Consider the following 25,946-nt stretch of genomic DNA (forward strand, 5'->3'; position numbering starts at 1 on the left):
AAAGACGCCGGCTCGACCAAGATGTTCGACATCGCCGAACGGCTGGAAACGACCATGTGGGACATCAAGAAGATGTTCCCCAACCTGGACTGGTTCAGCGCGGTGAGCTACCACGTGATGGGTGTGCCGACCGCCATGTTCACGCCGCTGTTCGTGATCGCGCGGACCTCCGGCTGGGCTGCCCACATCATCGAGCAGCGCATCGACAACAAGATCATCCGCCCCAGCGCCAACTACACGGGGCCGGAGAACCTGAAGTTCGTGCCAATCGGAAAACGAAAATAGTCTGAACAGACCGGAAACCGCCCTGCCATGTTGCGAAGCCGCCCCTGGCCGCACCGAATTATGTAACCGATGGTAGGTGCACTACGCCCCGACTTTCAAATCGTAGAGAATAGCGGCGGACCTGTGACTGCCAGCGTTCCCGGCAGTCCACCGCCTTTGACCCAACTCCAGAAGGAACCCACAGAATGAAGCATCTCGTCCTCGCCGCCTGCATCGGCGCCTTTACGCTGACCACCGCCGGTGTTGCGATGGCCCAGGAACCGGCCAAAAAGGCCGCTCCCGCCAAGAAGGCTCATGTGAAAAGCACCAAGAAGGGCGCTGCGGCGGCAGCACCCGCGGCCATCCCCAACGGCGAAAAATGGCAATGTGAACTGGGCCACGTCATGTACATCGGCGGCAACATGCGGCGCGATGAAGTCATCACCGTGAACTGGGAGGGCAAGGAATACCGCCTGCCGCGCCTGTCCACCGTGACCGGCGCCGACCGCTATTTCGACGCCCGCTCCGGCCTGGACCTGGTCGTGATCCCGAGCAAGGCCATGCTGTTCAACAAGAACGCCGGCCAGCGCCTGGCCGACGAGTGCCAGACCGCGGACATGCAGGCTGGCGGTTCGGCCCCGACCCAGGCTGGCGCGCTGCGCGCTCCTGTAGCCACCCCGTTGCTGGTCGCCCCGTCGGCCCCGGCAGCCGATGCCCCCCAGGCACCTGCCGCCCCGAAGCAGTAAGCAGTAAGGCATAAGCAGTAGGTAGCAGGCGGTAAGCAGTAGCAAGGGGCCATGGCCTGGCATTGTCCGGTCATGGCCCCATGGGCATCAGGAAGCACAAATATCCGAGGAAATCCCATGTCCGCGCATATTTCGAACGTCCGCCCCGAACCGGACCCGGTCATGGTCGACATTGTCGACTACGTCACCCGGTATCAGGTCAAGAGCGCGCTTGCCTACGACACGGCCCGCAACTGCCTGATCGACACGCTCGGCTGCGGCCTGGAAGCCCTGTCGTATCCGGCCTGCACCAAGCTGCTGGGCCCGATCGTGCCCGGCACGGTGGTCCCCAACGGCGCCAAGGTGCCTGGCACCCAATTCCAGCTCGACCCGGTCCAGGCCGCCTTCAATATCGGCGCCATGATCCGCTGGCTCGATTTCAACGACACCTGGCTGGCCGCCGAATGGGGCCATCCCTCGGATAACCTCGGCGGCATCCTCGCCACCGCCGACTGGCTCTCGCGCAACAACGTGGCCATCGGGCGCAAGCCGCTGACCATGAAGGACGTGCTTACCGGCATGATCAAGGCCCATGAGATCCAGGGCTGCATCGCGCTGGAGAACGCCTTCAACAAGGTCGGCCTGGACCACGTGGTGCTGGTCAAGGTGGCCTCCGCCGCCGTGGTTGCGCAGATGCTCGGCCTGGCCCGTGATGAAATCCTCAACGCGGTGTCCCTTGCCTGGGTCGACGGGCAATCGCTGCGCACCTACCGCCACGCCCCCAACACCGGCAGCCGCAAGAGCTGGGCCGCCGGCGACGCCACCAGCCGCGCGGTACGCCTGGCGCTGATCGCCCGGACCGGCGAGATGGGCTATCCGTCGGTGCTGAGCGCCAAGGGCTGGGGCTTCTACGACGTGCTGTTCAAGGGCCAGCCCTTCAGGTTCCAGCGCCCGTATGGCACCTACGTGATGGAGAACGTGCTGTTCAAGATCGCCTTCCCGGCCGAGTTCCACTCGCAGACCGCGGTGGAGGCCGCCATGACCCTGCACGGCCAGTTGTCCGCCGCGGGCAAGACGGCGGCGGATATCAGGCAGGTCACCATCCGTACCCACGAGGCCTGCATCCGCATCATCGACAAGAAGGGCCCGCTGGCCAACCCGGCCGACCGCGACCACTGCATCCAGTACATGGCAGCAGTGCCGTTGCTGTTCGGCCGGCTGACCGCCGAGGACTATGAAGACAAAGTCGCAGCGGACCCGCGCATCGACGCCCTGCGCGACAAGATCGTGTGTGTGGAGGATCCGCAGTTCACCGCCGACTACCACGACCCCGACAAGCGTTCGATCGCCAATGCGCTGACCGTTGCGCTGAACGACGGCACGGTGCTGCCCGAAGTCGTGGTGGAATACCCGCTCGGCCACAAGCGCCGGCGCGAAGACGGCATCCCGCTGCTGGTGGAAAAATTCAAGACCAACCTGGCCCGCCGCTTCCCGGCCAGGCAGCAGCAAGCAATCCTGGCGGTGTCGCTGGATCAGGCCCGCCTGGAGGCCATGCCGGTCAATGAGTATGTCGACCTCTACGTGATCTGAGCAAAAACTGGGGCAATTCGCGTGCGGTAACACCAACGGGGGCTGACGGGGTCTGCCAGCTTGGCCTAAAATCCACGCGGCACGTACCCAGGTTTAGCGATTCAGCAACCAGGCAGCCCTGCGAGATCAACAAACAAGAAAAGCAGTACGCATGAACACGGCGCGCCACCTGCGCCGCGCGCCGCGCGGCAGTCCTGCTTCACCGGCAGCCGGCGGCGATAGACGATTTACGAGCCCAAGCAAGTCCGCACCATCCTTCGATTGGAGTAAGGCAATGCCCCACAATCTCAATAAGACTCTGAAAGAATTCAAGATCGGCCCGTCGAGCAAGGGCCAGTTCTACTCCCTGCCGCAACTGGGCAAGGCACTAGGCGTGGCCGTCGAGCGCCTGCCGGTATCGATTCGCGTCGTGCTGGAATCCGTGCTGCGCAACTGCGACGGCAAGAAGGTCACCGAGGAGCACGTCAGGCTCACCGAGGAGCACGTCAGGCAGCTCGCCCACTGGAAGCCCGTCGCCGAGCGTGTCGACGAGATCCCGTTCGTGGTCGCGCGCGTGGTGCTGCAGGATTTCACCGGCGTGCCCTTGCTGGCCGACCTGGCGGCCATGCGCAACGTGGCTGAGAAAATGGGCCAGAACCCGAAGAAGATCGAGCCGCTGGTCCCCGTGGACCTGGTCGTCGACCACTCGGTGCAGATCGACCACTTCCGCGAGAAGAAGGCGCTGGACCTGAACATGCAACTGGAATTCCAGCGCAACAACGAGCGCTACCAGTTCATGAAGTGGGGCATGCAGGCCTTTGACACCTTCGGCGTGGTGCAGCCGGGCTTTGGCATCGTGCACCAGGTCAACCTGGAGTACCTGGCCCGCGGCGTGCACAAGAAGGAAGGCGTGTACTACCCCGACACCCTGGTCGGCACCGACAGCCACACCACCATGATCAACGGCATCGGCGTGGTGGGCTGGGGCGTGGGCGGCATCGAGGCGGAAGCCGGCATGCTGGGCCAGCCGGTCTACTTCCTGACGCCAGACGTGGTCGGCGTGGAACTCAAGGGCCGCCTGCGCGAAGGCGTGACGGCGACCGACCTGGTGCTCACCATCACCGAAATGCTGCGCCGCGAGAAGGTCGTCGGCAAGTTCGTCGAGTTCTTCGGCGAAGGCACGGCCAGCCTGGCACTGCCCGACCGCGCCACCATCGGCAACATGGCGCCGGAATACGGCGCCACCATGGGCTTCTTCCCGGTCGACGAAAAAACCATCGACTACTTCAAGGGCACCGGCCGCACCGAAGAGGAAATCGCCGCCTTCGAGGGTTACTTCCGCGCCCAGAAGATGTTCGGCGTGCCCAAGGCCGGCGAGATCGACTACACCAATGTGGTCACCCTCGACCTCGGCTCCGTGGCCCCGTCGCTGGCCGGCCCCAAGCGCCCCCAGGACCGCATCGAGATCGGCAACGTCAAGTCCACCTTTGCCTCGTTGTTCGCCAAGCCGACGGCCGAGAACGGCTTCAACAAGGACATCGCCGACCTGGACCGGACCTACACCACGACCGACGGCCTCGATGTGAAGAGCGGCGATGTGCTGATCGCCGCCATCACGTCCTGCACCAACACCTCCAACCCGAGCGTGCTGCTGGCCGCTGGCCTGCTGGCCAAGAAGGCCGTGGAAGCCGGCCTCAAGGTGGCGCCGCACATCAAGACGTCGCTCGCCCCGGGCAGCCGCGTGGTGACGGAATACCTGCAAGCCGCCGGCCTGCTGCCGTACCTGGAAAAGCTTGGCTTCGGCGTGACCGCCTATGGCTGCACCACCTGCATCGGCAATGCCGGTGACCTGACGCCGGAACTGAACGAGGTCATCACCAAGAACGACCTGGTGGCCGCCGCCGTGCTGTCGGGCAACCGCAACTTCGAAGCGCGCATCCACCCGAACATCCGCGCCAACTTCCTGGCCTCGCCGCCGCTGGTGGTGGCCTATGCCATCGCCGGCAACATCACGCGTGACCTGATGACCGAGCCGGTGGGCACGGGCAAGGGCGGGCGCGAGATCTTCCTCGGCGACATCTGGCCGACCTCGGAAGAAATCCATGCGCTGATGAAGTATGCGATGGACTCGAAGGTGTTCAAGACCAACTACGAGCAGGTCAAGAAACCGAGCAAGCTGTGGGCCAAGGTCAAGGGCACCAAGGGCCAGGTCTACGACTGGCCGAAGTCCACCTATATCGCCGAGCCGCCCTTCTTCGACGGCTTCGGCATGGAACCGGCCGCCACCCAGTCGAGCGTGCGCAATGCGCGCGCGCTGGGCGTCTTCGGCGACTCCGTGACCACCGACCACATCTCGCCGGCCGGCTCGATCAAGGAATCCTCGCCCGCGGGCAAGTACCTGCTGGCCAACGGCGTGCTCAAGGCGGACTTCAACAGCTACGGCTCGCGCCGCGGCAACCATGAGGTCATGATGCGCGGCACCTTTGCCAACGTGCGCATCAAGAACCTGATGCTGCCGGTCAAGCCCGACGGCTCCCGCGTGGAAGGCGGCGTGACCCTGCACCAGCCTTCCGGCGAAGAACTGTCGATCTACGACGCGGCCATGAAGTACATCGCCGAGGGCACGCCCACCGTGGTGTTCGGCGGCGAGGAGTACGGCACCGGCTCGTCGCGCGACTGGGCGGCCAAGGGCACCCAGCTGCTCGGCGTGAAGGCCGTGATCACGCGCAGCTTCGAGCGCATCCACCGCTCCAACCTGGTCGGCATGGGCGTGCTGCCCCTGCAGTTCAAGGGCAGCGACAGCGTGCAGACGCTCGGCATCATCGGCGACGAGACCTTCGACATCGAAGGCATCGAGGGCGAGCTGAAGCCGCAGCAGGATGTGACGCTGGTGATCAAGCGCGCCAACGGCGACGTGCAGCGCGTGCAGGTGCTGCTGCGCATCGACACCCCGATCGAGGTCGACTACAACCACGGCGGCATCCTGCCGTTCGTGCTGCGCCAGTTGCTGGCGGCCTGACCGGCAAGCCCTGGGCCCTTCGGGGCCAAGGGGTGACGCCGCTGGCCCTGCGCCTCTTCCGGAGGCCATGGCCAGCGGCGTTTTTCTTTGGGGCGCCATCCGCGCTGGCCCTAAAGCGCACCAGCCGCCGCTTGTGCCGGGCTCACCCCAAGTGTTGGCCGGTGTAAGTTCCACGCAAGCCTGCCCTGCCAAACTGCCCGCTATCCACAAAGAAAACGCCTTGCGCGGGACAGCCATGCCGGCCAGCCCCGCCTGAAACGCACAGGAGACACCATGGCAAAGATTTTCATCGCATTCGTCGTTATTGCGGGCGCGGCACTCTATCTGCTGTCCAAGGGCGGCGATGTCTCGATGGGCGGCGAGCAGCACGGCGTGGAAACCCACGCGCCGGAGCCCGCGCAAGCGCCAGCGCAGAAGTAAAAGCCCGGCGGTACCGCCGCCGCGCGAAGTGCACCTGACGCAATGCAATACAGCCGCCCGGCGCCTGGCGGCTTTTTTTGTCAACGCAGCGAGTAGAATACCGTTTTACGGAAAAACGGATGATTTCGACTTATGGCAGGTTTTCGCCCCAAGGCTTCCCAACGTCTTTCGCCTGACGCCGAGCGTCTGGTGGCCGATGCGCTTGCGCTCGATGCCTCGGGCAGCCGCATGGAGGATGGCTACTGGGAGCGGCGTCTTTCGCAGCGCCTGGGCCGGCTCCTGAAGAACGGCAGCCAGTCCGCGCTCGACGCGGCGCTCGAACACCTGTTCAAGCACAACGCCGACGCCTCCGACGTGCTCGCCGAGCAAGCCGAGACCCTGGCCGAATCGGCTACCGTCGAAATCGACGGCGTCAGCTACGACGCCCTGCTGATCGCCGCGCCCATCCTGGCCCACACCCGCTACGCCATCCCGTCCGGCGCGCTCAAGCCCGAGCTGTCGCAGACGCTGGCGGTGCACATGCAGGCGCATGTGCTGGCGGCCAACACCAAGATGGCGCTGTCGCCCTACCTGTACAGCATCGACCAGCTGCCGCGCACGCACAGCGACACCTTTGCCCTGACCTACAAGCTGGTATCGGCCGCCATGGCCGGGACCACGCCCAAGGTAGACCTGCGCGACCTGCCGGAAACCGCGCCCATCCTGGCCGATCCGCGCTACCTGCTGGCGGTGGTGGTGGCGCCGCACGAGCAGGCCCTGTTCCGCTGGCAGGAAGACGCCAAGGAACACCATGCCGAGCGCAGCGTGTGCCTGGAGCAATGGCGCACCCAGGTGCAGCCCTCGATCGCGCTGCTGATGCCCGGCTGCGAGTTCGAGCTGCTGCTGCCCGACGCCTTCTTCCTGTCCTGCCGCGAATCCGACAAGAGCATCCGCCCGCTGACCGTGCGCGCCGCCGTCAACTACCTGTGCGGCACGCTGGACGTGCCCGCCGGCCAGATGGCGGCCGTGGTGGCGGCATTCGGCGAGGAAGAAGTCGAGGAATACCGCGTGGGCTTCACCATGCGCGGCGAGAAGGATGTGATCTACGGCATCGTCTGGCCAGTGTACGGCCGCGAGTCCGGCGAGATCGACGCCAGCGAGAAAGACAACCCGCTGGAACAGATCTGCGAGGAACTGCGCAACGCCGGGGTGGAAGACATCTTCCGCCACGCCGCGCTGTTCGACCCCGAGTATTGCGAAGACTGCGGCACGCCGCTCTACGCCGACCGCTCCGGCGAGATCGTCCACGCCGAGTTGCCCGAAGACGCGCCCACGCAGCAGCCGCTGTTCCACTGAGCGGTTAGCGCTGCGCTTAGCGCCTTTGCGCCACACCAGATTGACGGCCCGCCTCGCGCGGGCCGTTTTTCTTTCAGGCCGGCGCGGCCTCGCTCACGCAGCGCCACAGCGCGTGGCCGGAAGCCGCGTACTTGCGCTCGAACGGCGTGATGGCCTCGGCTGGCTGCCACAACTCGACCTGGGCCGGCCGCCCAACCAGCGCCAGGGCCTGCGCGAACTCGTCGATATAGACCTGCCAGTTGCTGCGGCATTCAAGGTATGTGCCACACGCAGCCAGCGCCGGGAACACCGCATGGCCTTGCCAGCGCCGCCCCAGGTGGCCGATCTTGGGCCAGGGGTTGGGATACAGCACGTAATGGCGATCCACGGCGATGCGATCCGCCTGCAGCATCCGCCAGACGTCGACCAGGTCCGCGCGCGCCCAGGCGAAATTGTCCGGCATCGGGCCGTCCCACCAGTCCTTGCCCCCGGCCAGCCGCTTCTCAGACTGATCCACGCCGATGACGAAATGCCCGGGGTATGCCGTGGCCAGGCGCAAGGTGCTCTCCCCTACGCCACAGCCGGCGTCCAGGATCAACGGGGCCGCCCCGGCCTGCTGCCATTGCTGCAATGCAAGATCAAGCGCGCGCCGGCTCGGCTCGCCGATGGGCTTGCGAAAAGGCTCGGCCAGGTGGCGGGCAAGGCGCGCCGCGAGATGGTCGTGGACATCGGCCTGGGCCGAGGTGATGGTGCGGGAGTTGGCAAACATGGGCGGGATTCTACCCGGCTGCCGATCGATGCGGGATCGCCCGGGCTTGCGGTCCTGGCGATGGCCGTGGACAAATGCCATCCGCTGCGGCGAGCATAAGGATATGACGTCGATGTCGCACGCAGATGTCGTTTTGACGGCACAATGCGTGCAACCGGGGTGGACAAGCGGGCTGCCCTAGCCCGTCCCGCCACCCCCATCTGAGAACCCGCCGCCGCCCATCCCCATCCTGGCGACGGCCCGTACGAGGAGCGCATCCCGATGACCGCCACACGCCGCACACGCCACCCATCCAGCCCCACCGCCATGATGCCGCGCCGCACGCTGCTACAGGCCGGCGCCGCGCTCGCGCTCGGCAGTGCCGCGCTGATGCTGTTGCCCGCCAGTGCGGCGCAGGCCGAAGACCTGCGTATCGGCCTGTCGGCCGATGTGACCTCGATGGATCCGCAGTGGAACAACGCCGGCCCCAACAACGCCATCGCGCTGCATATCTTCGAGTCGCTGGTGTTCATGGACAAGAACGCCCGCTACATCCCCGGCCTGGCGCTGTCGTGGAAGCCGGTCAACGCCATCACCTGGGAAGTCAAGCTGCGTCCCAACGTGAAATGGCATGACGGCACGCCGTTCACCAGCGAAGACGTCAAGGCCTCGCTCGAGCGGCCCGACAAGCTCACCAACAGCCCGGGCTCCTTCACCAGCTACACCAAGCCCATCGCGCGCATCGACACGCCTGACCCGCTGACCGTGCGCCTGACCATGAGCGTGCCGAACTACGCCAACCTGGCCAACGACCTGAACAGCGTGCCGATCATGCCGAAGAAGGTCGCGGCCACGCTGAGCCAGGCCGACTTCGACTCGGGCAAGGCGATGATCGGTACCGGCCCGTTCAAGTTCGTGCGCTTCGCGCGCGGGCAGGAAATCGTGATGGCCAAGAACCCCGACTACTGGGGCCCAAAGCCGGAATGGGATCGCGCGATCTTCCGCATCATCACGGACAACGGCGCGCGCAGCGCGGCGCTGCTGTCAGGTGACGTGGACGTGATCGAAAGCGTGCCGTCCGCCGACGTGGCCAAGCTCAAGCAGAACCCCAAGTTCCGCATCGAGCAGCAGGTCTCGTGGCGCACCATCTTCTGGCAGATGGACCAGCAGCGCGACAACCCGCCCTTCGTCACCGACAAGGCCGGCAAGCCGCTGGGCAAGAACCCGTTCAAGGACGTACGCGTGCGCACCGCCATCAGCCGCGCGCTGAACCGCGACGCCATCGTCAGCCGCATCATGGAAGGCCTGGCCGTGCCGGCCTCGTCGATCGTATCGCCGCAGATCTTCGGCCATCCTGGCACCAAGCCCGAAGCCTACGATCCCGAAGGCGCCAAGAAACTGCTGGCCGCGGCCGGCTATCCGGACGGCTTCGGCCTGACGCTGCACGCCACCAACAACCGCTACCTGAACGATGCCGCCGTAGCCCAGGCCACCGCCAGCATGCTCACGCGCATCGGCATCCAGACCAAGGTGGAGACACTGCCCGTAGCCGCGTACTTCACCCGTGCGCGCCAGGGTGAATTCGCGTTCGAGATGCTGGGCTGGGGCTCGGCGGCGGCCGACGTGGCACTGCGGTCTATCACTGGCACGCCGAATCCCAAGACAGGATACGGCACCTGGAACTGGGGCAAGTACAGCAACACGCAACTCGACCAGCTGATCGAGAAGTCGCTGACCACGGTGAGCAGCGACAAGGCGCGCGAGGAAAACGCACGGGCCGCCGCCAGGTTCGCGCTGGCCGATCACGCCATCATCCCCTCGCACAGCCAGCTGGCGATGTGGGCGATGCGCAAGGACCTGAAGTACGAAGCGCGCACCGACGAATGGTCGCTGGCGCAGTTCTTCCACAAGCAATAAGGAAAGCTAGCAGCCCGTTACGCCCTTGCGGCGCTGGCGTTCAAGGCCTGCGCCGCAAGGTGCACGGTGCAAGCCAGCCTCGTCAAATGCGCAGCCCATCCTCCTGCCGCGCGTTCGCCGCTTGCAACTTCTTCACCCAGTCGCGCGCCGGCAAGCCGGTGGTGTCCTCCACCACCTTGGCGCGCGCCTCCAGTACGTCCCACGACACATCGATCGCCGGCCCGTTGAAAGCCAGGGCAATGACATTGCCGTCATGCACCTCGGGAAACACCAGCACGCGGTTATCGAATGCCTCGCAGATACGCACGATGTTCTTGGGAAAGCTGTCGTGGTCGCCGAACAGGTTGATGGTCATCACGCCCGGCGCCTTCAGCACGCGGCGGCAGGCCTTGTAGAAGGCAGTGGTGTCCAGCACCGGGCCGCGCGCGGTGGCGTCATAGAGATCGACCTGCAGGACATCGAGCTCGCCGGTGTGGGCGCCGTCCATCACATAGTCCCAGGCATCCTGCTCACGCACGGTAAGGCGCTCGTCGTCCTCGCGCAGGCCGAACATGCTGCGCCCGGCCACGATCACCGAAGGATTCAGCTCCACCGCCGTCACGCGCGCGCGGCTGAACTGGCGATGACAGAACTTGGTCAGCGCGGCCGCACCCAGGCCCAGCTGCGTCACGTGGAAATCCGGCGCCGACGGCGACAGGAACAGCAGCCACGCCATCATCTGCTGCGCGTACTCCAGCTCGATGGCATCGGGCTTGCGCAGGCGCATGGCGCCCTGCACCCATTCGGTGCCGAAATGCAGGTAGCGCACGCCTTCCATTTCAGAAAAGGTCACCGGCGCGAAGCGCGGCGTCATGCGCTTTTCCTCGCGCTGGGCGGCTTGCGCGCCGCGTGCGCCTCGTGCGTCGTCAAGGCTGCGCGTGCCGCGCGCGGGACGGCGCGAGGCCACGGCTTCAATCGATTTGCGTTTGAGAAGTGTCATGATTGTCAGGAAAAATACGTGTCAGCGTGCCGCCCACCCGGACGGCACGTAAGTCGGTTCGGATCGATCCGGAATCAGGCCTTGCCGAGCGCGCCCTGGGCGCGCTGCAGCCACTCCCGGTTGTGCTCGCGGGCATGGCGCGGCCAGTGCTTGCCGTCGTGCACGATCTCCGCGTACAGCGCCTGGGCGCGCTCGCGGTCGGCCGGCTCCCCGCGCGCCGCCAGCCAGTCGGCAAACAGGCAACGCGCGGCGGCGTCGCTGGCGCAGGTCAGCGCCTGCTCGAATGCGGCGCGCGTGCCCGGCGCGTCCGACGCGGCCAGCGCGCGGGCGTACAGCAACGCAGGGTCGGCTTGCTGGCGAGCCTGTGGCTGGGCGGCGAACAAGCGCTCCAGCGCAGCCACGGCGGCGGCGTGGCCGCCGGTGGCGAACTGCGCGCGCGCCAGCCCAAGCAGCAAGGCCGGATCGGAGGCGAATGGGCCGCTGGCGGCAGCCTCGTAGTGCTCGAGCGCGGCCTTGGGCTCGCCGGCATCCAGCAAGGCGGCGCCCAGGCGCATGCGGTGATCGACGGTGGGCGCGCGGTCGAACGCGTCGCGCGCCTCGCGCACCGCGCGGTTGGGGTCGACCAGCTGGCCAATGGCGCGCTTGGCGGCCCGCGCGCCCCGCGTCTGGCGCAGGCCGGGCAGGTAGATGGCGAAGAAATACACCACGCTGCCCAGGCCCGGGAAGGCGAACAGGATCAGCAGCCAGTACATGTTCTGCTGGGTGCGCACCGCATGCACGGCGACAAAACCAATTCCTAAATACGGCATTGTCTAACTATCTACTGTCATGAACGCCACATACGGTTAGCTTGTCTTGCACCTGCCTGCCCCAAACCCGAGCCCCCTATCCAACCTGGCCCCCACGACAAAGGATCTGCAGATATGAGCTACATCCACTTCATCGGTGGTGAAAAGGCGGCGTCGGCAAATCGCTCGTCGCCCGCCTGCTAGCCCAGCATTTTATCGACCGGAGCATGCCGTTCCTGGGCTTCGACACCGACAAGTCGCACGGCGCCTTGCTGCGCTTCTATGCTGACTTTGCCGCGCCCGCCGTGCTGGACAAGCACGACAGCCTGGACCCCATTATCGAGCACGCCGTGGAAGACCCGCAGCGGCGCATCCTGGTCGACCTCGCAGCCCAGACGCAGCATTCTCTCGCGCAGTGGCTAGAAGATGCCGATGTGCTCGCACTGGCCGAGGCGCATGGCCTGACGCTCACCTGGTGGCACGTCATGGACGCGGGCCGCGATTCAGTCGACCTGCTGCGCCAGTGGCTCGACCAGTTCGGCGGCCGCATCAAGCTGGTGCTGGTCCTCAATGAAGTCCGCGGCGATCGCTTCGAGATCCTGGAAGCCTCGGGCGAACGCGCCCGCGCCCAAGCCCTGGGTGCCAGCGTGATGACGCTGCGCCACCTGCCCGATACGACGATGCAGAAAATCGACCAGCAAAGCACCAGCTTCTGGGCCGCGGTCAATCATCCGGACCGCGCCGCCACGGGGCTTGGCATGCTGGAGCGCCAGCGCGTCAAGGTCTGGCTGAACCGGGCCTATGGCGAGATGGCTACGCTGGCGTTGTGAGTGGAATCGTACCGGGCCTGGCTAGGATGCGCCCTGAATCCCCACCCCGGCAGCCTCGATCCCCGCGAGCGCCTGCTGCGTCAGCATCGGCTCGCCGTTCACCGCGCGGGCGATCAGGGCATCGGGCTGCGCGACCGGGATTCCCTGCGCCTGGTACCAGGCGTCATCGTAGTAGGTGTGGCTGTAACGATCGCCGCTATCGCACAGCAGGCTAACGATGGCCCCCTCCTCACCCGCAGCCGTCATCCGCTCGGCCAGGTACAGCACGCCGACGAAATTGGTGCCGGTCGAGCCGCCCACGCGGCGTCCGAAGCGCGCGGCCAGATAGCGCATCGCGCCAAAGGACAAGGCATCGGGCACCTTGAGCATCGCGTCGATACACGTCGGAATAAAGGAGCATTCGACGCGCGGGCGGCCGATGCCCTCGATCCTCGATCCGACGTCCAGGCTCAGGCTGCGGTCCGGATGGCCCGCCAGCGTACTTTTGAAATAGTCGAAAAATACGGAGTTCTCCGGGTCGGCGCACAGAATACGGGTGCTATGCCGGCTGTAGGCTACATAGCGTCCCAATGTGGCGACGGTCCCGCCGGTACCTCCACTGGCGACGAGCCATGTCGGAACCGGATGTTCCTCGTCAGCCATCTGCTTGAAGATCGACTCGGCGATATTGTTGTTGGCGCGCCAGTCGGTAGCACGCTCCGCATACGTAAACTGGTCCATGAAATGGCCCCCGGCCTCCGCCGCGATACGGTGCGATTCCGTATAGATGGCCGACGGATTACCGACCAGGTGGCAACGCCCGCCATAGAACTCGATGGCCTCGATTTTTGCCCGTGAGGTGCCTGCTGGAATCACCGCCACAAAGGGCAAGCCGAGCAGCCTGGCAAAGTAGGCTTCGGAGATGGCCGTTGATCCGCTGGACGCCTCCACTACCGTGCTTTTCTCATTTAGCCAGCCATTGCAAAGCGCGTAGAGAAACAGCGATCTCGCCAGGCGGTGTTTCAGGCTGCCGGTCGGATGACTGGATTCATCCTTGAAATAGAACTGGATGCGCGGATAGCCCGGCAGGTCCAGCGGAATCAGGTGCGTATCGGCGGAACGGTTGAAGTCGGCTTCGATCTTGCGAATCGCTTCACGGGTCCAGGCAGAGCGTGGCATGGGAACCCTCACAGGAATGACGGCGCCGCGGCGCGTCAATTGGCGTTGCGAGATTTCGATCATAGGCGATGAAAGCACCTCCGCCTCACAGCTTGCCGTCGCAAACCGCGGGGCGAAACACGCAGAAGTCCCGGTAACCTGGAGCGCTTTGCGCGCCGCATCAGTATATTGCTTGCGCCCGGAAATATCCTGAACAGTTTGATTGCGTTAGCATCGTGCGCACCATCGCTCCTCATGCCTCTCCATGCGTGACTTCAAGCCAATGCTATCGTGCCTGCTGGTTGCCCTGTTGGTTGCCTTGTGTGCCGCTTGCGCGCAAACAAGGCCAGTGCCCTCCAGCCGGCTCGCGTTTGACCCGGCGACGGTGGGAGCCCCCGGAAGCCATGCTCCCGCAGAGCTGTACCGGCCAGAGGGAGCCGGCCCGTTTCCGGCCATCGTCCTGCTGCACGGCTGCGACGGCGTCGGCCCGCACTACCGGACCTGGGCACGCCGGCTGACCACCTGGGGTTACGTGGTAATGCTGGTGGACAGCTTTGGTCCGCGCAATATCAAGATGGTATGCAACCGTGGCCGGGACGTGCCGCCCGAGCTGCGGGCGCAAGATGCGTTGGCCGCAGCCGACTATCTGCGCGCGCTGCCGGAAGTGCGGGCGAGCCGCATCGGCGTTATCGGTTTCTCGCACGGCGGATGGACTGTGCTCAAGAGCGTGCTCAGCAGCGATGCCGGGGTCGAGGTCGCCCACCCCTTCACTGCCGCCGTGGCCTTCTATCCCGGCTGCGAGACGCCTCGGTCCAGCTTGCTGACCGACACACTGATCCTGATCGGCGATGCCGATGATTGGACGCCCGTGGCGCGATGCGAGCGCTGGCGCGATACCGTGACGAGGCATGACCATACGGTCGATCTGATCGTGTACCACGGCGCCATGCACGGCTTTGACTCGGAGCGTCCACCACATGCCTATGCCGGGCACATGGTCGGCCAGGATTCCGCTGCGGCCAGGGAGGCCATCGCGCGGACGCGGGCCTTTTTCCAGGACCGCCTGGCAACGCCGTAGCAGCTTGCGGTCACATGCTGGGGTCTGCCTCCGACACCCTGGACGGTCGCGCCATTGCGATGTTTGCTAGTTTTTCGAATGTCGAGCCGAACGCTGCGGCTCGGGCAACCATGCGCGCAACGCTTGCCAGGCACTGAGCTTTTCCGAATACGGCAGCGTGTGCGCCGGACTGCTGGAAGGCAGCTTGAGGATCTGATGACGGTCACCATTCTGATGACGGTCACCATGCGCCTCGATCAGTTTCAATCCGATTCGTGCGGCTGTCCCACCATTGAACGCGATGGCCACTAGATTGGGCAGCGACTCGACCAAGCCAAGCAGATCGTTTCCAGCGTGACCGCGTATGTTGCTATCCAGGCTGCCTTCACGCCGCGCTTGCGCCACCACATCCCATAGGCCGACGTGGTGAGCTAGAAGCGTTCGCAGGCGCGCAGGATAGTCCATGCCTACCAGGTCTTCGCCGAGTATGTCCCCCAGCAACCGCCAGAACCGATTTTGCCGATTCGCATAGTATTGGCCCTGGGCCAACGACGCCTCGCCGGGCAAGCTGCCGAGGATCAATACGCGTGTGCCGGCGTCGACAACCGGCGGGAAACACCGCTTCAGCGTCATCCCTCACCCTCCACTACATTCCGTATCGCGGACGCAGCGCCTTCTGAGCATGCACGGCCTTGCCGCAGATCGGAGGGGGGAAAAACCGGAGGGGATGCGGGAGATGGAACTGGCATGGGTTGAGTGTACTTGACCGGGGGAGGACAGCGGCCTGCGCGGCTTATAGGCGTCAGCTTGCTGCCGGCGCCCGCCCTCCCCCGCTCCCTCTCCCACAGGTGGAAGAGGGAGCCAACCGGCTACGCTTACGCCAGCAGCTTGTTGACGCGCTGCACGTAGATCGACGGATCCTCGAGCGTGCCGCCTTCGGCCAGCAGGGCCTGGTCGAACAGCACATGCACGCGGTCGCCGAAGGCGTCGTCCGTGGGACCGGCCTCCACCAGCGCGCGCAGCTTTTTCACCAGCGCGTGGTCGGGGTTCAGCTCCAGGATGGGCTGGGCGTCGGGCGCCTTCTGGCCGGCCTGCTTCAGCAGGCGTTGCAGGTAGCCGCTCATATCGCCTTCGTCCGAGACCAGGCAGGAGGCCGACTCGGTCAGGCGCAGCGTGACGCGCACGTCCTTGGCCTTGCCGTCGAGCACGGCCTTGGCTTGTTCCAGCACTGCCTTCCAGTCGCCTTCGGCCTTTTCCTGCTCGGCCTTCTCGTCGGCGTCGGCCAGCGCGCCAAGCTCCAGGTCGCCGCGCGCCACCGAGACCAGTTCCTTGCCATCGAACTCGCGCAGGAAGGACAGCATCCATTCGTCCACGCGGTCCGTCAGCAGCAGGACTTCGATGCCCTTCTTGCGGAACACTTCCAGGTGCGGGCTCGACTTGGCCGCGGCCCAGCTATCGGCCGTGACGTAGTAGATCTTGTCCTGGCCTTCCTTCATGCGGCCCACGTAGGCGGCCAGCGCGACGCTCTGCTCGGCACTGTCCTGATGGGTGGAAGCAAAGCGCACCAGCTTGGCGATGCGCTCCAGGTTGCCGGCGTCTTCGCCCAGGCCTTCCTTGAGCGCCTGGCCGAACTGTTGCCAGAAGGTGGTGTACTTGGCGCGTTCGGCTTCATCCTCGCTGTCGGCCAGCGTTTCCAGCATCGACAGCACGCGCTTGGTGCAGCCTTCGCGGATGGCCTTCACGTCGCGGCTTTCCTGCAGCAGTTCGCGCGAGACGTTGAGCGGCAGGTCGGCGGAATCCACCACACCCTTGACGAAACGCAGGTAAGCCGGCAGCAGTTGCTCGGCATCGTCCATGATGAAGACGCGCTTCACGTAGAGCTTGAGGCCGGCCTTGTGGTTGCGGTCCCACATGTCGAATGGCGCGCGCGCCGGCACGTACAGCAGCTGGGTGTATTCGCTGCGGCCTTCGACCCGGTTATGGGTGTAGGCCAGCGGCGCTTCGTTGTCGTGCGCGATGTGCTGGTAGAACGCGGTGTACTGCTCTTCGGTGATATCCGACTTGGAGCGGGTCCACAGGGCGCTGGCCTGGTTGACGCTCTCCCACTCGCCGGTGTCCTTGTAGGCACTGGTCTCGGCATCCCAGACTTCCTTGGGCATGCGGATCGGCAGCGAGATGAGCGAGATGTGGTCGGAATACTTCTGGATGATGCCCTTGATCTTCCAGGCGGAGAGGAAATCGTCCTCGCCTTCGCGCAGGTGCAGCGTGATGGTGGAACCGCGCTCGGCGCGATCGATGGCATCGACGGTGAACTCGCCGTCGCCGGCGCTTTCCCAGCGCACGGCTTCGCTGGCGGGCAGGCCGGCGCGGCGCGTTTCCACGGTGACCTTGTCGGCCACGATGAACGCCGAGTAGAAGCCCACGCCGAACTGGCCGATCAGGGCAGCGTCCTTCTGCTGGTCGCCGGAGAGCTGCTGGAAGAATTCCTTGGTGCCCGAGCGGGCGATGGTGCCAAGGTTGCGGATCGCCTCGTCGCGGCTCATGCCGATGCCGTTGTCGGTGATCTTCAGCGTGCGGGCCTTGGCGTCGGCCTCGATGCGGATCGCCAGGTCGGCGTCGTTCTCGAGCAGGGCCGGGTTGGCAATCGCCTCGAAGCGCAGCTTGTCAGTGGCGTCGGAAGCATTCGAAACCAGCTCGCGCAGGAAAATTTCCTTGTTGCTGTACAGCGAATGGATCATCAAATGCAGCAGTTGCTTCACTTCCGCCTGGAAGCTCATCGTCTCGTGCGGTGCGGTCATGGTTCTCCTCTTAACAATCTTGGCTAACTTGGCTGATTCGGGAATCTAGGCAATGTGGCGGGCCGGCGCCCGGGGGGCTGCAGGCCGGCGCCAGGCCGGTGACCCGAAACATAGGGGCATCCGGCCGGTTTTCAAGGCATGCCCCGGCTAGCGCCGCTCCAGCTGGCGCGCCAGGAAGGCCAGCATGGCGGGGTCCTGGCTGCTGGCCACATTGAAGCGCATCCAGCCGGACGGCATCTGCGACGGCGAAAACAGGCTGCCGGGGGCAAACAGGTAGCCCTCCTCGTGCCCGGCGACGGCGATGGCGTTGGTGTCGCGCCCGGTGTCCGCCCACAGGTACATGCCCGCGTGCTGGCCCGGAAAGAGCGACAGGCCCATCCGCTCGATGGTGCGCCGCGTCTCGTCGCGGGCACGGTCGAGCCGGTTGCGCACGCGCTCCACGTGCTTGCGGTAATGGCCTTCGGTCAGCACCTTGTACAGCACGCGCTCGTTGATCTCCGGCGAGGCCAGGCCCGCCAGCAGCTTGCTGTCGGTCAGGCTGGCCACCAGCTCCGGATGGGCGGCGATAAAATCAGCAGGTCGTACTGCTCGGCGAGGCGCAGCAGCTGGAAGGCCTTGGCGGCCGAGAGCGAGGTGCCGGTGGGGTTGTGCAGCACCGAGTTGATCACCATCAGGCGTGGGCGGCGCGCCTGCAGGATGCGCTCCAGCGCCTCCAGGTCCGGGCCCTCGGCGGTGTAGGGCATGCCGATCAACTGCGCGCCCTGGGCCGCGAAGCGGCCAAACATGACGAACCACGCCGGGTCGCCCACCAGCACGGCGTCGCCCGCGCGCAGGTAGAGCCGGGCAATCAGGTCGAGCGCCTGGGTAATGCCGGAGGTGAGCACGATCTGCTCGGGGGTAGCGCCGATCTCCAGTTCGGCCAGGCGATTGCGCAGTTGCTGGCGCAGCGGCAAGAAGCCCTGCGGCGTGCCACTGGCGAGAAAGTGGCCGCCCGGCTGGCGGCCCAGCCCGCGCAACGCGCTAGCGATCAGGTCGCCGTCGAGCCAGTCGTTGGGCAGGAAGCCCATCCCGGGCGATTTATGCGGCTCGGTCGAGTGGAACATGCTGCGCAGCAGCCAGGTCACGTCGATGTTGCGCGCGCCGGTCGACACCGGGGCTACCGCCGCCACCTGCGGCGTGCGCTCGCGCACATAGAATCCCGAGCCACGGCGGGACTCGAGGTAGCCCAGCGCCACCAGCCGCTCATAGGCCTCGACCACGGTGAAGCGCGAGATGCCCTTTTCCTGCGCGAGCTGGCGGATCGAGGGCATGCGCATGCCAGCGCGGAAAACCCGCTCGTCGATGCGCAGCCGCGCCCATTCGGTCAGCTGCTCCACCAGCGTCATCTGCGCCGAGGGCACCGGGTCGGGCATGCGCTCGGTGGGGGGCGGCATGACCAGACGCAGCGAACGCACTCCCTCGCCAGCCTGGATAGCCGCGCCCTCCTGCTTGCCTGCCCCGGCTCCTTTATCCTTGAGCCCTGGCGCAACCGGTTCCCTGCTGTTCATGCCTTGCTCCCGCGACTGTACTGAGAATGTTCTGCATAACTGTATCGGTACTGTACCGACAACCTTGTCTACCATCAACACACAATGACGATAGCCCTCGACCATCTCGTGATCGCCGCCCCCACGCTTGACGCGGGGGCGCAGCATGTCGCCGACGCGTTGGGCGTCATGCCCCAGCCGGGCGGCGCCCACCCCGGCATGGGCACGCACAATCGCCTGCTCGGCCTGTTCGGCGGCATCTACCTGGAGGTGATCGCCATCGACCCCGAAGCACCCGCCCCTGCGCGGCCGCGCTGGTTTGGCCTGGACACCGAGGCGGTACAGGCCCGGTTGCGGCATGGGCCCTTCCTGATGCATTGGGTTGCCCGGGTGGAGCGGCCTACCGACCTGTCCCTGTGGCAGGCGCAGTACCCCACGCGCATCGCGCCGGTCATCCCGATGAGCCGTGGCGACCTGCGCTGGCGCATCACCGTGCCGGAGAACGGCAGCCTGCCCTCCTGGCCGGCCGACGATGCGCATGGCGCCGCGACTCCGGGTGACGGCGTCCTCCCCACGCTGATTCAATGGGATGTATCGACCCATCCATCATCGCGGCTGCCCAACCAGGGGCTGGCGCTACGCGCCCTGCGCGCACGCCATCCGCACGCGGCCAGGCTGGCCGAGGCCACGCAATGGCTGGGCGGTTGTCCGCTCACCCTGGAGGCATCCACCCTCGCGGAACTGAGCGCCGAGATAGAAACACCCGACGGCGTGCGCACGCTGCGCTGAACCGGGCGCCGCACGCCGCAAGGCACAAAGAACGCTGCAACCACAAGAACAACCGCCAAGGAGACCCTTTGATGTCCGCCACCCGCAAACGCTTCGACGACGACGCCTATCTCGGCAGCTGCACCGCCACCGTGGTAGCCGTGCACGCTGACGGCATTGAGCTCGACCAGACCGTGTGCTACGCGCGCAGCGGCGGCCAGGCGGGAGATACCGGCACGCTCAAGCTGGCCAACGGCGCCACCATCGGACTGCTGGAAACCGTGTATGCCCCGGACCGCAGCCATATCCTGCACGTGCCGGCGCCGGGTGCGGCGCTGCCGGAGGCGGGCGACATCGTTGCCGTGACGATCGACTGGGAGCGCCGCCACCGGCTGATGCGGCTGCATACCTGCCTGCACCTGCTGGGCTCGCTGATCCCGGTGCCGGTGACCGGCTGCGGCATCTCGCCCGACTCGGCGCGCATCGACTTCGACCTGCCGGAATTACCCCCACAAGGCCGTGCTCACCGAGCAGCTCAATGCGCTGATCGGCGCCGACAGCCGCGTGCAGGTGGAGCGCATCACGTCCGAGCAACTCGCCGCGCAGCCCGAGCTGGTGCGCACGGTGGGCGCCGCGCCGCCCGCGGGCAGCGGCGTCATCCGCATCATCGACATCCCCGGCGTGGACCGCCAGCCTTGCGGCGGCACCCATGTGGCGGCCACCAGCGAGATCGGCGCCGTGCTGGTGACCAAGATCGAGAAGAAGAGCCGCACCAACCGGCGCGTGGTCGTGCAGTTCGCTGCGTGAGAGGGGCAGGACGATACATGGATCCCGCTCTGCTCACCGGGCTGTCGGCCGCCCAGTTCGCCGCGCTGCTGTCGCTGATGGCAGTCGGCGCCTTCACGCCCGGCCCCAACACGACGATTGCCGCGGTCACGGGCGCCAACTTTGGCCTGCGCGCCACGCTGCCGCACTGCGTGGGCGTGGCGTTCGGCTTTGCCAGCATCCTGGCGCTGTGCGCGGCGGGCGTTGGCGCCCTGATCCTGGCCAGCCCGGCGCTAGCGCTGCTGGTGCATGCCGCCGGCGTGCTCTACCTGCTGTGGCTGGCGCTCAAGCTGGCGCGCAGCACCGTGCTGTCGGACAAGCAGGTGCCGCGCCCGCTGTCGGTGTGGCAATCGGCCGTGCTGCAGTACGCCAATATCAAGGCATGGATGCTGGCGCTGGCGACGGCCGCCTCATATATGGCCGGCGCCCAGTCGCCGGTGCATCGGGCCCTGCTGGTGTGCGTGGTGTTCGGCGCGTTTGGCTTTGTCAGCAATGGCGTGTACGGCGTGATCGGCGCCACGCTGCGGCAATGGCTGCAGGCGGGCCACCGCATCCGTTGGTTCAACCGCGCAATGGGCCTGGCGCTGGCGCTCACCGCGCTGTGGATCGCGCTGGCCGGCCGCCCCTCCCTGCACTAAATCAAACGCAAACGACATGGCTGCCAAACCCGCCCCGCTCCCGCATGTCCATGCCATCCACGCCGGCCACAGCGGCGGCATGCTGCTCGGCTTTATCGGCGTGGCCGTGTTCAGCCAGACCTTGCCCTTCACGCGCATGGCGGTGGCGGAGCTGGACGCCACCTTCGTCGCGCTCGGCCGCGCAGTGGCCGCGGCGCTGCTGGCGCTGGTACTGCTGTGGCAGCGCGGCGCGTTCGCCCGCGCGCGCTCCCCGGGGCGGGCAGTGGTGGCGCCTGGGGGTGACCTCGCTGGGCGTGGTGGTAGGTTTTCCGCTGTTTTCCTCGCTGGCCATGCGTGAAGTGCCGGCCGGCCATGGCGCCATCATCACCGGCCTGCTGCCCCTTGCCACGGCGGTCTTCGCCGCCTGGTTCGGCCGCGAGCGGCCGTCGCCGGCGTTCTGGCTGTCGGCCGCCGTCGGCAGCGCCCTGGTGATCGCCTTTGCCCTGTGGCAGGGCGCGGGCGGGCTGCAACATGCCGACTGGCTGCTGTTCGCGGCGATGGTGCTGGGCGCGCTGGGCTATGCCGAGGGCGGCAAGCTGTCGCGCGAGCTTGGCGGGCTGGAAACCATCAGCTGGGCGCTGGCGGTGGCGCTGCCGCTGCTGGTGCCGGTGGTGGCCTGGCTTGGGCTTGCGCACGCCGGCCAGATCGCCGCCGCCTCGCCACGCGCCTGGCTCGGCATGGGCTATGTTTCCGTATTCTCGATGTTCATCGGCTTCCTGTTCTGGTACGCCGGGCTCGCAAAAGGCGGCGTGGCGCGCGTCGGGCAGATACAATTGCTGCAACCGTTCCTCACACTGGCGGGCGGCGCCCTGCTGCTGGCCGAGCCGCTCGATGCCGTCACGCTCGCTTTTGCGGTGGCGGTGATCGGCGTGGTAGCCCTGGGCCGCCGCACCGCCGTGCGCAGCGCCCCCGCGAGCCCCGTGCCCGCGCCCGCCACCGAAGAACCCCACCCTGCCCCTATGGGCCGATCCCACTGACTGGAGACCCTATGTCCGTCTATGACACCCTTGCCCGCCTCGGCATCGAACTGCCAACCGCTGGCGCACCGGCCGCCGCCTACGTCATGGCCGCGCAAACCGGCAACACCGTGTTCCTTTCGGGCCACATCGCCCGCAAGGACGGCAAGCCGTGGGTAGGCAAGCTGGGCAAGGACCTGGGCACCGAAGACGGCAAGGTCGCCGCGCGCGCCATCGCCGTGGACCTGCTGGCCACGCTCAATACCCACCTTGGCGGCGACCTGAACCGCGTCACCCGCATCGTCAAGGTGATGAGCCTGGTCAACTCCACCGAGGACTTCACCGAGCAGCACCTGGTGACCAACGGCGCCTCGGAGCTGCTGGCGGAGATCTTCGGCGACGCCGGCAAGCATGCGCGCAGCGCCTTTGGCGTAGCGCAGATCCCGTTGGGCGCCTGCGTCGAGATCGAGATGATCGTCGAGGTGAAGTGACTTGAATTGAAGCAAGGCAAGGGAGCCCGCGATCCCCGCGTGCGCTCCCTGCCCTGACAAGCTGAAGGCATGTATCTTGCCGCGTGTCTTACCGATTGCTAGTGCACTAAAGGGCACACCCCGCTGTACTGGAAGGCGAGCCGCAGCGTTCGTCCACGCCGACCGGGGCGCCGCTTTTTATCGTTGACCAAGTCGAGCGCACTCGACTCCCCATACACCAAGAGAACATCATGAACTGGGCCATCTCCCGCCGGGCGCAACAGCTGACCAGCTCGGCTATCCGCGAAATCCTGAAAGTGACCGAGCGTCCGGAAGTTATTTCCTTCGCCGGTGGCCTGCCGTCGCCGGCCACATTCCCGGTAGCGGCCATGGAACAGGCGGTGGCCCGGATCTTCGCCGACAACCCGCAAGCCGCCCTGCAGTACGCCGCCACCGAGGGCTACATGCCGCTGCGCGAATTCATCGCCAAGCGCCACCATGTGGACGTGGAACGCGTGCTGATCACCACCGGCTCGCAGCAGGCGCTGGACCTGATCGCCAAGGTCCTGATCGACCCGGGCAGCCCGGTGCTGGTGGAAACCCCGAGCTACCTCGGCGCGCTGCAAGCCTTCTCGCTGTTCGAACCGGAGTTCGTCTCGGTGCCGGGCGACGACAAGAGCCTGCTGCCGGAGTCTCTCACGCCCGAGCTGACCGCCGGCGCGCGCTTCCTCTACGCCCTGCCCAACTTCCAGAACCCCACCGGACGGCGCATGCCGCTGGCGCGCCGCCAGGCCCTGGTGGCCCGCGCCCGCGAGCTCGGCGTGCTGCTGGTCGAGGACGATCCCTACGGCGAACTGAGCTATAGCGGCGACCAGTTGCCAAGCCTGCTGTCGATGAACCCCGACGGCGTGATCTACATGGGCTCGTTCTCCAAGATCCTGGCCCCCGGCCTGCGCCTGGGCTTTGTGATCGCCCCGCCCGAGTTGCACTTCAAGCTGTGCCAGGCCAAGCAGGCGTCGGACCTGCATACGCCCAGCTTCACCCAGCGCCTTGCCTATGAGGTGGTGCGCGATGGCCTGCTGGACTCGCATATCCCCACCATCCGCACGCTCTACGCGGCGCAATGCCAGGCCATGCTGGACTCGCTCAAGCGCCACATGCCGCAAGGCGTGACCTGGAATGCACCGGAAGGCGGCATGTTCATCTGGATGGAGCTGCCCGAAGGCCTGGACAGCATGGAAATCCTGCCCGAAGCTGTCAGGCGCAATGTGGCCTATGTGCCGGGCGCACCGTTCTACGCCAGCAACCCGCGCCGCAATGCGCTGCGCCTGGCCTTTGTCACGGTGGCGCCGGAGCGCATCGAACAAGGCGTCGCCATCCTCGGCACGCTGTTCCGCGAAGCCATCGCCAAGTGCGCGCCGCAAGCCAAGGCCGCTTGAGCGACACGCGTGACGCGTATACGGCGTATACGTCTCCCAGCTGATACCGGGCTGGCGGGCTTCATGGCAAGATAACGGCCATCACCTGTCAGTCCGGGCCGTGAACACTGGCGAACGCCAGCATGCGCGGCCCTTCGCCTCAAGGAGAAGGTTTTCGTGCTGCGTATCTGGGGTCGGCTCTCATCGATCAACGTGCAGAAAGTGGTCTGGTGCGCGCGCGAGCTGCACCTGGATCACGAACGCATCGACATTGGCATCAGCGAGGGCGACCTCGACACCGAGGCCTATGTCCGGCTCAATCCCGACCGCAGCATTCCAGTGATCGAGGATTTCCGCGGCACCGACGTGGGCGGCGAGCCCTTTGTGCTGTGGGAGTCCAACGCCATCGTGCGCTACCTTTGTGCGCACGACGGGGAAGACAGCCTGTGGCCTGGCAACGTCAAGGCCCGCGCGCAGGCCGACCGCTGGATGGACTGGCAGACCAATGCCTTCAGCCCGGCCATGGTCGACGCGTTCCGTCACCTGGTGCGGCTGCCCGCCGCGCAGCGCGACCCCGACCTGATCGCCCGCTCCCTGGAACGCACCGAACCGCTCGCGGCCCGGCTCGACGAAGCCCTGGCACAGCGCGAATTCATCTGCGGCGACCGCTTCACCATGGCCGACATCCCGGTTGCCTGCGCCGCCCACCGCTGGCTGGGCCTGCCGGTGACGCACCAGCCCCGGCCGCACCTCGAACGCTGGGCAGCGGCCATGCGGGCACGGCCTGCGGCCCGCACCATCCTGACGCTGCCGCTGGTCTGAGCCGCCCCCTTACGCCCTTGCTATTTATTGGCTTGCTGATTTACTTGCTGTTGTGCCCGCCCGACACCGCGGCCAGCACCCCCAGCCCGATCAGCGCGCCGCCCGTCAGGTAGCGGCCCACGGCCTGCGCCCCCCTGGCGCGCGAGAGCAGCGGCAACAACGCCGCCGCGGCCAGCACATAGCAGCAATCGGTGGTGGCCGCGATCAGGACGAAGGTGCCGCCCAGGGCCACGCTCTGCGGCAGCGCCGCGATGGCGGGATCCATGAACTGCGGCAGGAAGGCGGCGAAGAACAAGGTGGTCTTGGGGTTGAACAAGGCCACCACAAAGCCATCGCGAAACACCCGCCGCAGCCCGGCGCCGCCAGCAGCGGGGGCTGCCTGCGCGGCAGCCGCCGGCCGCGTGCGCAGCGCACGCAGCCCGAGATAGACCAGGTAGGCCGCGCCGGCGTATTTCATCACGGCAAAGGCCAGCGACGACACCGCGAACAGCGCCGCCAGCCCCAGCGCGGCCGCCAGCACATTGACCAGGTTGCCCAGTACCACCGCCGCTACCGAAGCCAGGCCAGCAAGCCTGCCTTGCGCCAGCGTGCGCGCGACGATATAGATCACAGCCGGCCCCGGCGTCACCGCGAGCAACAGGCTGGACAGCAGGAAAGCGGCAAGCACGGGACCGCCGGGCAGGATGTGATGCATGGCAATACTCCTTTGGAAGCGAAAACGCCATCCGTCATGCCAGGCTGGCCGGTTTTCCCGGGAGCGCCGGGGCACGCATGGACGACCGGCACATTCTGCCACCACAGGCCAGGCCGGCACGCATTTGCGTATCGAGTGGATTGGAGTACTCTGCCTACGAAGCGGCGAGTGCGGCAACCTGCCCCCAGGCAAACCCTGATCCATGAATCCGGCTCACGATGATGG

General features: G+C 66.3%; 20 protein-coding genes and 4 pseudogenes. 16 read left to right on the forward strand and 8 right to left on the reverse strand.

The window, feature by feature from the left end; translation table 11 throughout:
* The 6 genes from OR16_RS15470 to OR16_RS15490 all read left to right on the forward strand — a co-directional run.
* Nucleotides 1-285 (forward strand): citrate/2-methylcitrate synthase (locus OR16_RS15470; RefSeq protein WP_006158888.1); only part of this gene is annotated, 285 nt, incomplete at its 5' end.
* A gap of 185 nt (nucleotides 286-470) precedes the next feature.
* The gene (locus tag OR16_RS15475) at nucleotides 471-1,010 is read left to right on the forward strand and encodes a hypothetical protein (protein ID WP_006158889.1); all 540 of its coding nucleotides are present in this window, start codon (nucleotides 471-473) and stop codon (nucleotides 1,008-1,010) included.
* Between the two features lie 117 nt (nucleotides 1,011-1,127).
* Entirely contained in the window at nucleotides 1,128-2,579 is a 1,452-nt protein-coding gene (locus OR16_RS15480) for a bifunctional 2-methylcitrate dehydratase/aconitate hydratase (protein ID WP_006158890.1), read from the forward strand.
* Between the two features lie 274 nt (nucleotides 2,580-2,853).
* Nucleotides 2,854-5,577: an aconitate hydratase AcnA gene (gene acnA, locus OR16_RS15485; protein ID WP_006158891.1), complete on the forward strand. Its 2,724-nt coding sequence runs from the start codon at nucleotides 2,854-2,856 to the stop codon at nucleotides 5,575-5,577.
* Nucleotides 5,578-5,850: 273 nt separating this feature from the next.
* Nucleotides 5,851-5,997: a hypothetical protein gene (locus tag OR16_RS44570; protein ID WP_006158892.1), complete on the forward strand. Its 147-nt coding sequence runs from the start codon at nucleotides 5,851-5,853 to the stop codon at nucleotides 5,995-5,997.
* A gap of 132 nt (nucleotides 5,998-6,129) precedes the next feature.
* Nucleotides 6,130-7,332: a DUF2863 family protein gene (locus OR16_RS15490; RefSeq protein ID WP_006158893.1), complete on the forward strand. Its 1,203-nt coding sequence runs from the start codon at nucleotides 6,130-6,132 to the stop codon at nucleotides 7,330-7,332.
* A 73-nt stretch (nucleotides 7,333-7,405) separates the two neighbouring features.
* On the opposite strand, the gene trmB is transcribed toward OR16_RS15490, so the two are convergent.
* A complete protein-coding gene (gene trmB, locus OR16_RS15495) occupies nucleotides 7,406-8,080 on the reverse strand; it encodes a tRNA (guanine(46)-N(7))-methyltransferase TrmB (protein ID WP_006158894.1) in 675 nt (224 codons plus the stop codon).
* 261 nt (nucleotides 8,081-8,341) lie between these two features.
* On the opposite strand from trmB, the gene OR16_RS15500 reads away from it, so the two are divergent.
* The gene (locus OR16_RS15500; RefSeq protein ID WP_006158895.1) at nucleotides 8,342-9,976 is read left to right on the forward strand and encodes an ABC transporter substrate-binding protein; all 1,635 of its coding nucleotides are present in this window, start codon (nucleotides 8,342-8,344) and stop codon (nucleotides 9,974-9,976) included.
* 82 nt (nucleotides 9,977-10,058) lie between these two features.
* Here OR16_RS15500 and OR16_RS15505 read toward each other — a convergent pair whose 3' ends face one another.
* Both OR16_RS15505 and OR16_RS15510 read right to left on the reverse strand, forming a co-directional pair.
* Nucleotides 10,059-10,955, reverse strand: coding sequence for a hypothetical protein (locus tag OR16_RS15505; protein WP_006158896.1), 897 nt, complete (start codon nucleotides 10,953-10,955; stop codon nucleotides 10,059-10,061).
* Between the two features lie 74 nt (nucleotides 10,956-11,029).
* A complete protein-coding gene (locus tag OR16_RS15510) occupies nucleotides 11,030-11,764 on the reverse strand; it encodes a tetratricopeptide repeat protein (RefSeq protein WP_043419917.1) in 735 nt (244 codons plus the stop codon).
* A gap of 114 nt (nucleotides 11,765-11,878) precedes the next feature.
* Here OR16_RS15510 and OR16_RS15515 point away from each other — a divergent pair.
* Nucleotides 11,879-12,573: pseudogene (locus OR16_RS15515) on the forward strand (mobilization protein).
* Between the two features lie 21 nt (nucleotides 12,574-12,594).
* On the opposite strand, the gene OR16_RS15520 reads toward OR16_RS15515, so the two are convergent.
* Nucleotides 12,595-13,731, reverse strand: a complete 1,137-nt coding sequence (locus tag OR16_RS15520; protein ID WP_043419950.1) for a PLP-dependent cysteine synthase family protein — start codon at nucleotides 13,729-13,731, stop codon at nucleotides 12,595-12,597.
* 364 nt (nucleotides 13,732-14,095) lie between these two features.
* Here OR16_RS15520 and OR16_RS15525 point away from each other — a divergent pair, with 364 nt between their 5' ends.
* Nucleotides 14,096-14,788 carry a dienelactone hydrolase family protein gene (locus tag OR16_RS15525; RefSeq protein ID WP_237717077.1) on the forward strand — a complete coding sequence of 231 codons (693 nt, stop codon included), beginning with the start codon at nucleotides 14,096-14,098 and terminating at the stop codon, nucleotides 14,786-14,788.
* A gap of 66 nt (nucleotides 14,789-14,854) precedes the next feature.
* On the opposite strand, the gene OR16_RS15530 is transcribed toward OR16_RS15525, so the two are convergent.
* From OR16_RS15530 to OR16_RS15540, 3 genes and pseudogenes are all read right to left on the reverse strand, one after another.
* Entirely contained in the window at nucleotides 14,855-15,400 is a 546-nt protein-coding gene (locus OR16_RS15530; protein WP_006158901.1) for a DNA-deoxyinosine glycosylase, read from the reverse strand.
* A 242-nt stretch (nucleotides 15,401-15,642) separates the two neighbouring features.
* Nucleotides 15,643-17,565, reverse strand: coding sequence for a molecular chaperone HtpG (htpG, locus tag OR16_RS15535; RefSeq protein ID WP_006158902.1), 1,923 nt, complete (start codon nucleotides 17,563-17,565; stop codon nucleotides 15,643-15,645).
* A 147-nt stretch (nucleotides 17,566-17,712) separates the two neighbouring features.
* Nucleotides 17,713-18,998, reverse strand: a pseudogene (locus tag OR16_RS15540) (PLP-dependent aminotransferase family protein).
* Between the two features lie 198 nt (nucleotides 18,999-19,196).
* On the opposite strand from OR16_RS15540, the gene OR16_RS15545 reads away from it, so the two are divergent.
* The 7 genes and pseudogenes from OR16_RS15545 to OR16_RS15575 all read left to right on the forward strand — a co-directional run bounded on the left by OR16_RS15545 (nucleotide 19,197) and on the right by OR16_RS15575 (nucleotide 25,027).
* Nucleotides 19,197-19,880: a VOC family protein gene (locus OR16_RS15545; protein ID WP_006158903.1), complete on the forward strand. Its 684-nt coding sequence runs from the start codon at nucleotides 19,197-19,199 to the stop codon at nucleotides 19,878-19,880.
* 71 nt (nucleotides 19,881-19,951) lie between these two features.
* Nucleotides 19,952-20,666 (forward strand): annotated as a pseudogene (locus OR16_RS15550) (alanyl-tRNA editing protein).
* Nucleotides 20,667-20,683: 17 nt separating this feature from the next.
* On the forward strand, nucleotides 20,684-21,322 hold the full coding sequence (locus OR16_RS15555; RefSeq protein WP_006158906.1) for a LysE family translocator: 639 nt from the start codon (nucleotides 20,684-20,686) through the stop codon (nucleotides 21,320-21,322).
* 79 nt (nucleotides 21,323-21,401) lie between these two features.
* Nucleotides 21,402-22,338, forward strand: a pseudogene (locus OR16_RS15560) (DMT family transporter).
* 11 nt (nucleotides 22,339-22,349) lie between these two features.
* Nucleotides 22,350-22,808 (forward strand): RidA family protein, encoded by a 459-nt coding sequence (locus OR16_RS15565; protein WP_006158907.1) that lies wholly within the window; start codon nucleotides 22,350-22,352, stop codon nucleotides 22,806-22,808.
* A 230-nt stretch (nucleotides 22,809-23,038) separates the two neighbouring features.
* Nucleotides 23,039-24,226, forward strand: coding sequence for a PLP-dependent aminotransferase family protein (locus OR16_RS15570; RefSeq protein WP_006158908.1), 1,188 nt, complete (start codon nucleotides 23,039-23,041; stop codon nucleotides 24,224-24,226).
* Between the two features lie 156 nt (nucleotides 24,227-24,382).
* On the forward strand, nucleotides 24,383-25,027 hold the full coding sequence (locus OR16_RS15575; RefSeq protein WP_006158909.1) for a glutathione S-transferase family protein: 645 nt from the start codon (nucleotides 24,383-24,385) through the stop codon (nucleotides 25,025-25,027).
* A 40-nt stretch (nucleotides 25,028-25,067) separates the two neighbouring features.
* On the opposite strand, the gene OR16_RS15580 is transcribed toward OR16_RS15575, so the two are convergent.
* On the reverse strand, nucleotides 25,068-25,721 hold the full coding sequence (locus OR16_RS15580; protein ID WP_006158910.1) for a LysE family translocator: 654 nt from the start codon (nucleotides 25,719-25,721) through the stop codon (nucleotides 25,068-25,070).
* Nucleotides 25,722-25,946 lie beyond the last annotated feature (225 nt).

The organism is Cupriavidus basilensis OR16 (assembly GCF_000243095.1).
In the GTDB taxonomy this organism is placed as follows: domain Bacteria; phylum Pseudomonadota; class Gammaproteobacteria; order Burkholderiales; family Burkholderiaceae; genus Cupriavidus; species Cupriavidus basilensis_D.

Excerpts from the sequence above, each read along its gene's own strand:
- OR16_RS15475 (WP_006158889.1), top strand. The coding sequence starts at position 471 with ATGAAGCATCTCGTCCTCGCCGCCTGCATCGGCGCCTTTACGCTGACC.
- OR16_RS15480 (WP_006158890.1), top strand. The coding sequence starts at position 1,128 with ATGTCCGCGCATATTTCGAACGTCCGCCCCGAACCGGACCCGGTCATG.
- acnA (WP_006158891.1), top strand. The coding sequence starts at position 2,854 with ATGCCCCACAATCTCAATAAGACTCTGAAAGAATTCAAGATCGGCCCG.
- OR16_RS44570 (WP_006158892.1), top strand. The coding sequence starts at position 5,851 with ATGGCAAAGATTTTCATCGCATTCGTCGTTATTGCGGGCGCGGCACTC.
- OR16_RS15490 (WP_006158893.1), top strand. The coding sequence starts at position 6,130 with ATGGCAGGTTTTCGCCCCAAGGCTTCCCAACGTCTTTCGCCTGACGCC.
- trmB (WP_006158894.1), bottom strand. The coding sequence starts at position 8,080 with ATGTTTGCCAACTCCCGCACCATCACCTCGGCCCAGGCCGATGTCCAC.
- OR16_RS15500 (WP_006158895.1), top strand. The coding sequence starts at position 8,342 with ATGACCGCCACACGCCGCACACGCCACCCATCCAGCCCCACCGCCATG.
- OR16_RS15505 (WP_006158896.1), bottom strand. The coding sequence starts at position 10,955 with ATGACACTTCTCAAACGCAAATCGATTGAAGCCGTGGCCTCGCGCCGT.
- OR16_RS15510 (WP_043419917.1), bottom strand. The coding sequence starts at position 11,764 with ATGCCGTATTTAGGAATTGGTTTTGTCGCCGTGCATGCGGTGCGCACC.
- OR16_RS15520 (WP_043419950.1), bottom strand. The coding sequence starts at position 13,731 with ATGCCACGCTCTGCCTGGACCCGTGAAGCGATTCGCAAGATCGAAGCC.
- OR16_RS15530 (WP_006158901.1), bottom strand. The coding sequence starts at position 15,400 with ATGACGCTGAAGCGGTGTTTCCCGCCGGTTGTCGACGCCGGCACACGC.
- htpG (WP_006158902.1), bottom strand. The coding sequence starts at position 17,565 with ATGACCGCACCGCACGAGACGATGAGCTTCCAGGCGGAAGTGAAGCAA.
- OR16_RS15545 (WP_006158903.1), top strand. The coding sequence starts at position 19,197 with ATGACGATAGCCCTCGACCATCTCGTGATCGCCGCCCCCACGCTTGAC.
- OR16_RS15555 (WP_006158906.1), top strand. The coding sequence starts at position 20,684 with ATGGATCCCGCTCTGCTCACCGGGCTGTCGGCCGCCCAGTTCGCCGCG.
- OR16_RS15565 (WP_006158907.1), top strand. The coding sequence starts at position 22,350 with ATGTCCGTCTATGACACCCTTGCCCGCCTCGGCATCGAACTGCCAACC.
- OR16_RS15570 (WP_006158908.1), top strand. The coding sequence starts at position 23,039 with ATGAACTGGGCCATCTCCCGCCGGGCGCAACAGCTGACCAGCTCGGCT.
- OR16_RS15580 (WP_006158910.1), bottom strand. The coding sequence starts at position 25,721 with ATGCATCACATCCTGCCCGGCGGTCCCGTGCTTGCCGCTTTCCTGCTG.